The sequence below is a fragment of the Streptomyces sp. NPDC050264 genome (assembly GCF_040655895.1).
Taxonomy (GTDB): Bacteria; Actinomycetota; Actinomycetes; order Streptomycetales; family Streptomycetaceae; genus Streptomyces.
The window spans coordinates 34994-47559 of record NZ_JBFAKV010000015.1 but is presented as its reverse complement, the minus strand read 5'-3'; the positions used below and the strand labels follow the sequence as shown (position 1 = coordinate 47559).

At 73.2% G+C, this 12566-nt stretch carries 8 protein-coding genes; 7 read left to right on the top strand and 1 reads right to left on the bottom strand.

Going from position 1 to position 12566, the window contains the following annotated elements; translation table 11 throughout:
* Nucleotides 1–4 precede the first annotated feature (4 nt).
* Nucleotides 5–1147 carry a flavodoxin-dependent (E)-4-hydroxy-3-methylbut-2-enyl-diphosphate synthase gene (gene ispG, locus AB0J02_RS25660; RefSeq protein WP_363196105.1) on the top strand — a complete coding sequence of 381 codons (1143 nt, stop codon included), beginning with the start codon at nucleotides 5–7 and terminating at the stop codon, nucleotides 1145–1147.
* Nucleotides 1148–2050: 903 nt separating this feature from the next.
* Here ispG and AB0J02_RS25655 read toward each other — a convergent pair.
* Entirely contained in the window at nucleotides 2051–3280 is a 1230-nt protein-coding gene (locus AB0J02_RS25655) for a cytochrome P450 (protein ID WP_363196104.1), read from the bottom strand.
* A 234-nt stretch (nucleotides 3281–3514) separates the two neighbouring features.
* Here AB0J02_RS25655 and AB0J02_RS25650 point away from each other — a divergent pair, with 234 nt between their 5' ends.
* The 6 genes from AB0J02_RS25650 (at nucleotide 3515) to AB0J02_RS25625 (ending at nucleotide 12564) form a co-directional block, all read left to right on the top strand.
* Nucleotides 3515–6073, top strand: a complete 2559-nt coding sequence (locus tag AB0J02_RS25650; RefSeq protein ID WP_363196103.1) for a cytochrome P450 — start codon at nucleotides 3515–3517, stop codon at nucleotides 6071–6073.
* Between the two features lie 62 nt (nucleotides 6074–6135).
* Nucleotides 6136–7158 (top strand): polyprenyl synthetase family protein, encoded by a 1023-nt coding sequence (locus AB0J02_RS25645; protein WP_363196231.1) that lies wholly within the window; start codon nucleotides 6136–6138, stop codon nucleotides 7156–7158.
* 67 nt (nucleotides 7159–7225) lie between these two features.
* Nucleotides 7226–8854 (top strand): ABC transporter substrate-binding protein, encoded by a 1629-nt coding sequence (locus tag AB0J02_RS25640; RefSeq protein ID WP_363196102.1) that lies wholly within the window; start codon nucleotides 7226–7228, stop codon nucleotides 8852–8854.
* 106 nt (nucleotides 8855–8960) lie between these two features.
* Nucleotides 8961–10307, top strand: coding sequence for an NtaA/DmoA family FMN-dependent monooxygenase (locus tag AB0J02_RS25635; protein WP_363196101.1), 1347 nt, complete (start codon nucleotides 8961–8963; stop codon nucleotides 10305–10307).
* Nucleotides 10308–10629: 322 nt separating this feature from the next.
* Nucleotides 10630–11607, top strand: coding sequence for a polyprenyl synthetase family protein (locus AB0J02_RS25630; protein ID WP_363196100.1), 978 nt, complete (start codon nucleotides 10630–10632; stop codon nucleotides 11605–11607).
* Between the two features lie 87 nt (nucleotides 11608–11694).
* Nucleotides 11695–12564, top strand: coding sequence for an IclR family transcriptional regulator (locus AB0J02_RS25625; protein WP_363196099.1), 870 nt, complete (start codon nucleotides 11695–11697; stop codon nucleotides 12562–12564).
* Nucleotides 12565–12566: the final 2 nt, after the last annotated feature.

Sequence of the window (12566 nt, the reverse complement as noted above, 5' to 3'; positions counted from 1 at the left end):
GCCCGTGACCGCAGTAGCCCTGGGCCTGCCCGAGCTGCCGGCGCGCCCGCTGGCCGAGCGGCGCAGAACCCGCCGCATCCAGGTCGGCCCCGTACCGGTGGGCGGTGGCGCGCCCGTGTCCGTCCAGTCCATGACCACGACCGTGACCGCCGACGTCGAGGCGACCCTGCGGCAGATCGCCGAACTCACCGCCGCGGGCTGCCAGATCGTGCGCGTCGCCTGCCCCTCGCAGGACGACGCGGACGCGCTGCCCGCCATCGCGCGCAAGTCGCAGATACCGGTGATCGCCGACATCCACTTCCAGCCCAAGTACGTCTTCGCGGCCATCGACGCCGGGTGCGCGGCGGTCCGGGTGAACCCCGGGAACATCAAGAAGTTCGACGACCGGATCAAGGACATCGCGCGGGCCGCCTCGGACGCGGGGATACCGATCCGGATCGGGGTCAACGCGGGGTCGCTGGACAAGCGGCTGCTCCAGAAATACGGGAAGGCGACCCCGGAAGCCCTGGTGGAGTCGGCGCTGTGGGAGTGCTCCCTGTTCGAGGAGCACGGCTTCCGCGACATCAAGATCTCCGTGAAGCACAACGACCCGGTCGTGATGGTGGCCGCCTACCGGCTGCTGTCCCGGAGCTGCGACTACCCGCTGCACCTGGGCGTCACCGAGGCGGGCCCCGCCTTCCAGGGCACCGTCAAGTCGGCCGTGGCGTTCGGGGCGTTGCTCAGCGAGGGCATCGGCGACACCCTGCGCGTCTCGCTGTCCGCGCCGCCCGTCGAGGAGATCAAGGTCGGGACCCAGATCCTGGAATCGCTCGGCCTGCGCGAACGCGGCCTGGAAATCGTCTCCTGCCCCTCCTGCGGCCGCGCCCAGGTCGACGTCTACCGCCTCGCCGACGAGGTGACCGCCGCCCTGGACGGGCTCCGGCTGCCCCTGCGCGTGGCGGTCATGGGCTGCGTCGTCAACGGCCCGGGAGAAGCCCGCGAGGCCGACCTCGGCGTCGCCTCCGGCAACGGCAAGGGCCAGATCTTCGTACAGGGCGAGATCGTACGGACGGTACCCGAGTCACAGATCGTGGAGACCCTGATAGAGGAGGCACTGTCCCTGGCACGACAGCGCGGCCTCGAACTGCCGGAGGGGTTGGACGAGTGAGGTGGGCGACTGTGTGTGGTGCTCGGCTGAGTCGGACGGCTGCGGCGGCCAGCTACGGTGGCCGGCTGAGGAATGAGACGGGCGGCTGAGGTGCTCGGCTGAGTCGGGCGGCCGAGATAACCGGCTGAGGGCTGAGGCCGGCGGCTGCGGTGACCGACTGAGGGATGAGACGGGCGGCTAAGGGCTGAGGCCGGCGGCTGAGTCGGACGGCTGAGGTGGCCAGCTACGGTGACCGGCTGAGGAATGAGTCGGACGGCTGAGGTGCTCGGCTGAGTCGGGCGGCCGAGATAACCGGCTGAGGCCTGAGGCCAGCGGCTGAGGTGGGCGGCCGAGTCGGACGGCTGAGATGACCGGCTGAGGCCAGCGGCTGAGGTGGGCGGCCGAGTCGGGCGGCCGAGATAACCGGCTGAGGCCAGCGGCTGAGGTGGGCGGCCGAGTCGGGCGGCCGAGTCGGGCGGCCGAGATAACCGGCTGAGGCCGGCGGCTGAGGCCGGTGGCTGAGGCCGGTGGCTGAGGTGGGCGGCCGAGTCGGACGGCTGAGGTGGCCAGCTACGGTGACCGGCTGAGGGCTGAGACGGGCGGCTGAGGTGCTCGGCTGAGGCGGGCGGCCGAGATGACCGGCTGCGGTGGCCAACTACGGTGACCGGCTGAGGGATGAGGCGGACGGCTGAGGCGGGCGACCGCGAGGACCAATCGAGATAACCGGCTGAGGCGCCCGGCCAAGATGACCAGGCGAGGCAACCAGCTGAGACGGCCGACCGAGATGCCCAGCCACGGCGACCCACCGAGGCGACCGGCCGAGGCGACCAGCGAGGATGACCGACCTAGATGCCAGGCCGAGGCGGTCGGCCGAGGCGGTCGGCCGAGGTATGCCCGGTGGCCACTCCGTACCGGCAGGGCCGTTCACCAGGTGACCGGTAGCTCCACCAGGGAGTTGATCTTCTCGCCGTCCGTCCACCGCAGGCGCGCCGGATCGCTCGCCAGGCGCAGCCCCGGCAGCCGCTCCATGAGCCGGCGCAGCCCGATGCGCAGAATGGCCCGGGCGAGCGGCGCGCCCAGGCAGTAGTGCACCCCGGCACCGAAGGCGAGCTGTTTGGCGAAGCCCTCGCGCTCCTCGCGGTCGAAGCGGGGCGTGCCCGCGTCGGGGTAGGCGTCCTCGTCGCCCAGCGCCGAGTCGATCGCGAGCAGCACCGGCTGTCCGGCCCGTACCGTGCCCGACGGCAGTGTCACGTCCGCCTGCGCGACCCGCATCGCCGGCACCCGCAACAGCGGGTTGTGGCGCAGCAGTTCCTCGACGGCGGCGGGCAGCCGGTCGGGGCGGGCCCGCAGCTCCTCCCAGCGGGCCCGGCCGTCGTCGAGGAGGGTGAGCAGTCCCCGGCCGATCATCGTGGTCGTGGTCTCCGTGCCGGCCGCGATCAACGCGATGACCTGGGAGACCAGTTCGCGCTCGGAGAGCCGGTCGGTGCCGTCGCGCGCACCGATCAGTTCGTCGACGAGACCGCGGCCCGGGGCGGCTCGCCGGGCGGCGATCAGACCGGTCACGTACGCGGTGAACTCGGCCATCTTGCGGGCCCGTTCCTCCTCGGTCACCTTGGCGGACAGGGCGAACGCGCCCGACCACTCCATGAACGGCTCCGAGTCCTCCTCGGGCACACCGAGCAGCCGGTACATCACGTGGGCGGGCAGCCGGCGCGCGAACGTGTCGATGATGTCGACCGGGCCGCCGCGCCGGACGAGTCCGTCGATCAGACCGGAGGCGATCTCCTCGACGAGCGGGAGCCTGCGCTCGACGCTGCGCGGCGTGAACGACGGTGACAGCAGCCGGCGCAGACGCAAGTGCGCCTCTCCCTCCATGTTCCCGAGGACCTCGGGGTCGTCCATGAGGCTCGCGCCCAGATAGATGCGGGGCGCCCCCGGCGCCGTCAGATCCCGGGAGAGCCGCGGGTCGGCGAGGCCGGGCGCGACGTCCTCGTGCCGGGTGAGCAGCACGGCGTCGTGCCCGCTCGGCAGCCGCACCGTGCCGAAGGGGCACGAGCGGCGGCGGCGCGCGTACTCGGCGTCCTGGTCGCCGACGCGGCCGGCGTCGAAGGGGTAGGGCTCGGGTGCGAAAGCGGAGGCGCAGTTGTCGGTCATGACTTCTTGGTAGACCTCTGCCACGCCGCGCTCACCCCGCCGTTCCACACCGCGGAACGACCCGTGTACAGGCCTCGAACAGCATGCTTAGCATCCGAACGCCAGAGCGCGGAAGAGATTCGACGAATCGAACGCACACCGGTATTCGGCGCTCGATGGATGCGGCGCAGAGGGAATTCCGCGAGGCCGACGCGACCGGATCCGGCGCGTCCCCCGAGAAAGGATCCACACCGCATGTCGAAGCCCACGGAATTCTTCCTGCCCGAACTCCCGCGTCTGCTGCCGTACGCGTATCACCCGCGGGCCGCGCAGGTGGAGATCGCCTCGAACGGCTGGATCCGCCGGTTTCTCGCCGAGACGTTCCCCGCCGAAGAGGACCTGCTGTATTTCCTGCGGCAACGGAATGGGATCTACGGCCCGTTGACCGTGCCGGAGGCCACGTACCAGCGGGCGCTCGACATCGCCGACTGGTACCAGTACGTGACCGTCATCGACTCCTTCGTCTCCGACCGCTCGGCGCTCGGCGCCAGCGCCACGGCCGCCCGCGAGGTCTTCGCCCGGATCCTCGCCGACTTCGAGGGCGACCTGCCCACGGACCCCGGCTTCCCCTACGGCCGCGCCGGTCAGGACCTGTGGCGGCGGATCAGCCCGGGTCTCAGCGCCGGGCAGGTGCGCCGGTTCGCGCTCGGCCTGGAGGCTTTCCTGCGCGGCTGCGCCACCGAGATCCAGGCCAAGCTGTCCGACGAGGTGCCGGACTACGAGACCTGCCTGGAGGTCCGTATCGACAGCTTCGGCTGCGACTTCATCGAGCTGATGACGGAGTACGGGGCCGAGGTCGACATGACCGAACTGATACCGGAGTTGACCGACGTCCACCTGCACTGCCGCCGGCAGATGATCCTCATCAACGACCTGCTGTCCTGGCGCAAGGAGCACGCCCAGGACGACAAGATGACGGTGGTCCGCGTCCTCACCGAGCGGGAGGGTCTCGGCCTCCAGGAGGCCGTGGACCGGCTGTGCGCCCGGGTCGAGGAGCACGAGAAGGCGTACATCGCCGCGCGTGACGAGCTGCTCGCCGGACCGCTCGGCGAGCGCGAGGACCTGCGCCGCTATCTGCGCGCCGTGGACCATCTCATGGGCGGCAGCCAGGAGTTCGAGTACCTGACCCCGCGCTACTACGGCGACGGCTCGGTGTGGGACGGCAGTACGTCCGGCTGGCTCGACCTGAACGCGCCCGTGACCCGCTTCCGGGAGCGCCCGTACGACTCCACGGGGCAGGATCCGGAGCAGAACCCTGAGCCGGGTCCGCAGCAGGACGAGGCAGCGGCTCTGGACAGGCTGCGTACGGCGCCGTCGGAGCGGGTACGCACGGAGCCCGCGCAGGGGTCCCGGCGCGCGGCGCGCACGGACCGGGTCTGGAAGACGGTGACCCCCGGCGGCGCCCTCCCCGTGCTCGGCCATGCCGTGCCGCTCTGGCGCGACCCGCTGCGCTTCCTGGCCGACCTGCCGCCGGACGCCGATCTGGTCGAGCTGCGGCTCGGCCCCAAGCGGGCGTATCTGGCGCACAGTTGGGACCTGGCCCAGCAGGTGCTCACCGATTCCCGCACCTTCGACAAGGGCGGCCCGCTCTTCGAGAAGGCGCGGCTTCTGGTGGGCGACGGGCTGGTCTCCTCCGCGTGGGAGCCGCACCGGCGCCAGCGCCGCATGCTGCAGCCCGCGTTCCATCCCGGCCGGGTGCCGGGCTACATCTCGCTGATGGGCGAGGAGGTGGAGGGTGAGCTCGCCGCATGGCGCGAGGGCGAGGCCCTCGACGTCAGTGAGGTCATGCACGGCCTCACCCTGAAGATCACCGCCCGCACCATGTTCGCCACCACCGCGGACCGCGCCGCGCTCGACGAGGTCGCGTACTGCATGCCCGTCATCATGCGCGGCGTCTACAAGCGCATGATCGCCCCGACCGGCCTCCAGGAGAAGCTGCCGACCGCCCACAACCGCGACTTCGAGCAGGTGCGCACCCGGATGCGGCGGCTGATCCGGCGCACGGTCGAGTCGTACCGCGCGGCGGGCTCGGTGGACACCGGCGACCTGATGTCGATCCTCGTCAACACCCGTGACGAGGAGACCGGCAAGGGGCTCACGGACGAGGAGATCCACGACCAGGTCATGACGCTCCTCATCGGCGGGACCGAGACCACCGGCAACACCATGGCCTGGGTCTTCCACGTCCTCGCCACCCACCCGGACCTCGAACGCCGGCTGCACGAGGAGCTGGACACCGTCCTCGACGGGCGCACTCCGGGCTTCGAGGACCTGCACCGGCTCGACTTCACGGGCCGCCTCATCACCGAGACACTGCGCATGTACCCGCCCGCCTGGCTGCTGACCAGGACCACCACCCGCGCGACGGAACTCGCGGGGCACGCCCTGGACCCGGGCACCATCGTGCTCTACAGCCCCTACGCCCTCGGCCACAACCCGTCCGTCTACCCGGACCCGGAGCGCTTCGACCCGGACCGGTGGCTGCCCGAGCACGCCGACCGGCTGCCGCGCGGCTACAACCTGCCCTTCGGGGGCGGCAGTCGTAAGTGCATCGGCGACAGCCTGGGCATGGCGGAGACCACCATCACGCTCGCCGGGATCGCCGCCCGCTGGCGGCTGCGCACCGTGCCGGGCACCCGGGCCGGCACCGCCGTCCCCCGGGCCTCGCTCGGCACCGGTCCGCTGCCGATGCTGCCCGAGCCCCGCAAGCCGGCCAGGGCCCGGGCGGATCTCAGTCTGACGGACAGCCGGTGAGCACGGCGGCAGGACCGACCGGGATCGTCGACTCCACGAGAGACCCGGCACCAGACGCGGCGGTGGACGCGGCGGCGATCGCCGGCACGCTGGAACGCTGCCGCGCCCTGGTGACCCCCGCGCTGCGCGCCGCCGTCGAACGTCTCGCGGCCGACGTGGGCGCCATGGCGGCCTATACGTTCGGCTGGCAGGACGCCGACGGGACACCGTTGGCGGGCGCCGCGGGCAAGGGGCTGCGGCCCGCGTTCGCGGTGCTCGCCGCCGAGGCGGTCGGCGCTCCGGCCGAGGCGGCCGTGCCCGGCGCGGTCGCCGTCGAACTGGTGCACGCCTTCTCGCTGGTGCACGACGACATCATGGACGGCGACGAACGGCGCAGACACCGGGACACCGTGTGGAAGGCCTACGGTGTGGGGCCCGCGGTCCTCGCCGGTGACGCGCTGCTCGCGCTCGCCGTCGACACCCTCGCGGCCGCGGCACCGGAGCAGGACCGGGCCGCCGCGATGGACATCCTCACCACGGCGCTGCTGGAACTCGTCAACGGGCAGGCCGCCGACGTGGCGTTCGAGACCCGGCCCTGGACCGGCCCGGGGGCGGTGAGTGTCGACGAGTACACCGCCATGGCGGTCGGCAAGACCGGCTCCCTGCTCGGCTGCTCGGCCGGGCTCGGCGCGCTGCTCGGCGGCGCCGCGCCGGACACGGTCGCCGCGCTCGACCGGATGGGCCGGGACGTCGGCCTCGCCTTCCAGGCCGTCGACGATCTGCTCGGCGTCTGGGGCGACCCGGCGCTGACCGGCAAGCCCGTCCGCAACGACCTGCGGGAGCACAAGAAGACCCTGCCGGTCGTCTCCGCCCTCGCTTCCGGCACGCCGGCCGGCGCCCGCCTGGCCGGCCTCCTCGGCGACGACGCGTATCTGCACGAGGCGGCGCGGGCCATCGAGGCGGCCGGCGGCCGCGCCTTCACCTCCGCGCTCGCCGAACGCCATCTGGAGCGCGCCCGCCTGGCGCTCGACCGGGTCGCCACGGATCGCGCGGCCGCCGAGTCGCTCGGCGCACTCGCCGCGTTCGCGGTCACCCGCACGCACTGAACTCCCCGCACCACGCAGCAAGTTCGCAGGCCCCCACGCAGACGACGTAGACCATGAGGAGTCCCGCATGCCCGAACGCGCCCGCCCCAGAGTGCCGCGGACCACGGTGGCGCTGACCGCGCTGACCGCGACCACCGTGCTCGCGGGCTGTTCCGGGGGCACGCAGGCGGCGGGCGGCGACGGGCCGCCGCGCACGGGCGGCACCCTGACCTACGCCGTCGGCTCCGACCTCGCCTGCGCCGACCCGCAGCAGGCGGGCAACGGCGACGAGCTCACCGCCGCGCGCGGACTCGCCGACTCCCTGACCGACCAGGACCCGGCCACCGGCCGCATCGTGCCCTGGCTGGCCACGAAGTGGCGGGTCGACGCGAAGGGCAGGAGCTATACGTTCACGCTGCGCCGGGACGTCACCTTCAGCGACGGCGGCAAGCTCGACGCCCGCGCCGTCAAGGAGAGCTTCGACGGGGTGCGCAAGCTGGGCGCGAAAGCGGTCCAGGCGAGCACCTACCTGACCGGATTCCGGCGCGCCGTCGTCGTGGGCGACAACACCGTCCGCTTCGAGTTCGACCGGCCCAACGCCCAGTTCCTGCAAGCCACTTCGTCGGTGAGCCTGGCCGTGGTGAGCCCGGCCACGGCCCGGCGTGCCGCGGCCGACCGCTGTGCGCACGCGGTCGTGGGATCGGGCCCCTTCACGCTCGACCGCTTCGCACCGAACCAGCAGGTCGTGCAGCGGGCCCGGAAGGGCTACGCGTGGCCGTCGGACGTGACCGCGAAATCCGCGGGCGCCGGGCGCGCCCGTCTGGACCGCCTCGTGTTCAAGGTCGTCCCGGAGACCGGGGTACGCGTGGGCGGCCTGCAGTCCGGCCAGTTCGACGCCGTGGCCGCGGTGCCGCCGCAGAACGAACAGACCCTGAAGACCGCCGGCCTCCCCTTGCTGTCGCGGCCCGTGCCGGGCCTCGTGCAGAGTCTCAACGTCAACACCGGGCGCCCGGCGACCAAGGACCCCGACGTGCGCCGCGCCCTGCAGAAGGCCGTGGACCGCGCCGAGATCGTCAGGACCGTGTACACCCCCGACTACCGAACGGCCCGCAGCGCCCTCGCGTCGACCACGCCGCACTTCGCCGACGTGGGCTCGTACCTGGCCACCGACCGGGCCGCCGCCCGCGACCTCCTGGACCGGGCCGGCTGGCGCCCCGGGGCGGACGGGGTGCGCACCAAGGACGGGAAGCGACTCGCTCTCACCACCGTATGGTTCGGCGCCGGCTCGGGTCCCGCCCAGTCGACCCTCGAACTCGTACAGCAGCAGCTCAAGGGGGTCGGCGTGGCCCTGACCATCAAGACGGTCCCGTTGTCGCGCGCGCTGGAGACCTTCAAGACCGGCGCGTACGACCTGGCGCTCGGCAACGCCTCGACCGCCGACCCCGACATCCTGCGCAACTACTACACGGCCAAGGGGCTCGACGTGGTGCGCCTGGGCGCGGGACCGCTGCGCAGCGCGCTCTACGCGCAGTCCACCGACATCGACCCGAAGGTCCGCGGACGGGACCTGCGCACCGCACAGCGCCTGCTGGTCGAGGACGCCTACGCCATTCCGCTGTACGAGTCGCGCACCGTCATCGGCGTCGGCAAGAAGGTGCACGGTGTCACCTTCGACGCCGCCTCGCGCCCGCTGTTCGCGACCGCCTGGCTCTCGTGAACACCTGGCTCGTGAGCACCTGGCTCGTGAACACCTGGTTCTCGTGCCCACCCGGCCTTCGTGAGCTTTGCCTGGCAAGACCCGTCCCGGAGAGGAACCCCCGACCATGGCCACCGCCGACGCCCCCGCACGCGAACTGCACCTGAACGTCAACATCCTCGGCGGCCTCGGGCTGCACCCCGGCGCCTGGCGCTGGCCCGCCGCCGACCCGCTGTCCTTCCTCGACGTCGACTCCTACGTGGCCGCGGCCAAGGTCGCCGAACGCGGCCTGCTCGACGCGGTGTTCCTCGCGGACTCGCCCGGCATCGTGCAGGACGTCGCGGACGTGCCGCCGTACAACGGCATCGAGCCGACCCTGCTGCTGACCGCCATCGCCCGGGAGACCGAGCACATCGGACTCATCGGTACGGCGTCCACCACGTACAACGAGCCGTACAACATCGCCCGCCGCTTCCTCGGCCTGGACGTGCTCAGCGGCGGGCGGGTCGCCTGGAACGCGGTGACCACGTACAACGCCCACTCCGGGCGGAACTTCGGGGCCGGTGAGCCCACGCGCGCGGAACGCTACGCGCGCGGCAACGAGTTCGTGCACGTCGTCCGTGAGCTGTGGACCGGCTGGCAGCCGGACGCGGTCCTCGCCGACCGGTCCACCGGCCGGTTCGCCGACCCCGGCCGGATCAGGCCCGTCGCCCACCGGGGCCCGCACTTCACCGTGCACGGCCCGCTCACCCTGCCCGGATCGCCGCAGGGCTACCCGGTGATCTTCCAGGCGGGCGGCGGTGTCGAGGGCCGGGAGCTGGCCGCCCGGTTCGCGGACGCCGTGTTCGCCGCCCCCAGCGATCTGGACGACGCCCGCGCCGCCACCGCCGAACTGCGCGCGCAGGCCGCCGCGTTCGGCCGCGACCCGCACGCCATCCGGGTCCTTCCGGGCCTGCGCACGACCATCGGAGGCACCGAGCGCGAGGCCTGGGACCGGCGCGACCGGCTGGCCGACCTGACCGACCGGACCGGCGAACTGGGCGCCCTCGCCGGGCGGTTGGGGGTGCCCTACGCGGCTCTGGAGCTCGACGCGCCGGTCGCCGCCGAGCTGCTGCGCGAGGAGCCGGGCGACGGCGGCGGGCACGTCGACCCGGTGGCGCGGCGCCTCGCCGCGCGGGGTCTGACCGTGCGCGAACTGCTCAGCAGGGGCCTGGGCGCGGGCTACTTCCACGTCGTCGGCACCCCGGAGCAGGTCGCGGACCGGATCCAGCTGTGGTTCGAGTCGGGCGCCGTGGACGGCTTCAACCTCATGCCGGACGTGCTCGCCGACGGGCTCCCCGCGCTCGTCGACGAGGTGGTGCCGATCCTGCGGCGGCGTGGCCTGTTCCGCACGGAGTACCGGGGCAGCACCCTGCGCTCGCACTACGGTCTGCCGCTGCCCGGCCGGCGCCCCGTGGCGGTGACCACGGGCTGAGACGCGGCACACGGCGGCCGATGTTTCATCGGAACGACATATTCCCCGGCGGCGTCCGGAAAAGGGCTGGCCACGCGGGCCCGCCGGGGAACGAATCGGGCCACATTTCCCGGGAATCGGTTCGAAGGCAATCCGATCAGGGGAACGCGGAAAGAAGTGCGGTGGACACTCGTCCGGCGACCGGGGATATTTGAACCGTCTTCAACGCCCTTGAATTCACGGGGCATTGCATCATGTGCCGTTCCGAGCGCTATTCCCTGCGTTGCTCCGCGCACCGGTCCAGCTGCCGGTGCTCCGCCGCGAAGTGAGGTTCGTTTCTCCCATGGCGCACAGCAATTCCACGCTGACCGATTCCACGTCCGCCGATTCCGCGCAGGCCGCCGAGCCGTACCGCGCCATGGTGCGACCCGCCCTGCGCGAGGTCGTCGGACGCCTGCACCCCGACGTGGTCAGGGCGGCCGCGGGCGACTGCGGCCACCCCGACGCGGAGAACGAGCGCGGATTACGCCCGGCCCTCGCCCTCCTGAGCGCCGAGGCGGTCGGCGGCCGGGCCCGGGACGCCGTGCCCGGCGCGGTCGCCGTGGAGCTGGCCCACCTCTTCGCCCGGACCCACCGCGGGATCACCGGTGCGGGACCCGTCCGGGGCGTCGGCCCCGCGGTCCTCGCCGGTGACGGCTTCCTCGCCCTGGCGCTGCGCACCCTCGCCGACTCCACGTCGATCTCCCTGCTGTCCTCCGCACTGGTCGACCTCGTGCACGGCGAGGCGTCCACCACCGCGCTGCACGGCCGCCCGGTCGACGGCGCGGGCGCGGTGACCGTCGACGCGTACACCGCCGCGGCCGCCCGCGCCCGGGGCGTCCTGCTCGGCTGCGCGGCCGGGATCGGGGCCCGGCTCGGCGGCGCCCACCCCGACGCGGTCTGCCGACTGACCGTCGCGGGGCGCGAGTTGGGGCACGCCCTGCACGCCGCCGACGACCTGGCCGCGCTGCGCCGCGGCTGCCCGCGGCCGCTGTCGTACCCGGTCCTGTACGCCCTGGAGGCCGACGACGGCACCGCCCGGGAACTGGCCGCCCTGCTCGCGCGGGCCCAAAGTACGCACGGCGGGGCGGAGCTCGACGCCGCCACCGCACGACAGGTCGCCGACCTCGCGGTGCGCGGGGGTGGCGCGGCCCGCACGAGCAGGACCGTCCGGCGCCGCCTCGACGCGGTGCTGCGGACCGTCGAGGCGGTGAGCGTCGCGCCGTCGGCCGCCGGACGGCTGACCACTCTGGTGCGCTCCGCCGTCGAGCGGGCCCACTGAACCGTGTCCGCCCCCGCCCGCGACCCCCGAGTCGCCCCCACCGCCGTCCGCCGCCGCCCGCGTACCCCCGCCTCCACAGGAGTGACGATGACCTCCACCACCTCCACGCTCAGCACCTCGGTGCGCACCGACAGCACGGCGCGCGCGGCGATCACCACGGCCCTCACCACGGTCCAGGACGGGCCGGGCGCCGTCGAGAAGTCCTTCCTCGTCCTCGACCACCTGCCCGGCGACGGCAACTGGATCGGTGTCTCGGAGATCGCCCGCCGCACCGGCCTGCCCAAGACGACCGTCCACCGGATCCTCGGGCTGCTCACCGGACTCGGCCTCGCCGACCACCCCGCCGGGGGCTACCGGCTCGGCCGGCGCATCGTCGACCTCGTCGCGCAGACCCCGTGCGTGCGCACCCTGGCCCTGCGCGACCAACTCCTGCCCTACCTGCTGGACTTGTACCGGCTCACCGACGAGGCGGTGCACCTCGGCGTGCTGCGCGAGCAGGGCGTGCTCTGCCTGGAGCGGCTGCACGGCCATCGCAGCGCCCCGCTGCCGCTGCGCATCGGCAGCATCCTGCCGCCGCACGCCACCGCCCTGGGCAAGGCGCTGCTCGCCTTCACCGACGAGTCCCTGGCAGGCCGCGGGCTCGACGGCGACCTGCCGCACATCACCTCCCGCACCCTCGCCACGGGGCCGGACCTGCAGGACGACCTCGACCGCGTACGGGAGCGCGGAGTGGCCCTGGACCGGGGCGAGTTCAGGCAGGGCGTGGTCTGCGTCGCGGTGCCCGTGTGGGGGCGCGGCCGGGCGCTCGCCGGGGCCGTCTCGGTGTGCGGCCCCGCCTTCCGGGTCGACGTCGAACGGACCGCGCGCGAGCTCCGCCAGGTCGCGTACGAGGCCTCGCGCACGCTGGCCGCGACGGCCGGCGCCGCCGTCGGCGAACTGTCCTCCGCGGCGTCCTGACC

Coding starts and splice junctions, on each gene's coding strand:
- AB0J02_RS25655 (WP_363196104.1), bottom strand. CDS start 3,280: ATGACCGACAACTGCGCCTCCGCTTTCGCACCCGAGCCCTACCCCTTC.
- AB0J02_RS25650 (WP_363196103.1), top strand. CDS start 3,515: ATGTCGAAGCCCACGGAATTCTTCCTGCCCGAACTCCCGCGTCTGCTG.
- AB0J02_RS25640 (WP_363196102.1), top strand. CDS start 7,226: ATGCCCGAACGCGCCCGCCCCAGAGTGCCGCGGACCACGGTGGCGCTG.
- AB0J02_RS25635 (WP_363196101.1), top strand. CDS start 8,961: ATGGCCACCGCCGACGCCCCCGCACGCGAACTGCACCTGAACGTCAAC.
- AB0J02_RS25630 (WP_363196100.1), top strand. CDS start 10,630: ATGGCGCACAGCAATTCCACGCTGACCGATTCCACGTCCGCCGATTCC.
- AB0J02_RS25625 (WP_363196099.1), top strand. CDS start 11,695: ATGACCTCCACCACCTCCACGCTCAGCACCTCGGTGCGCACCGACAGC.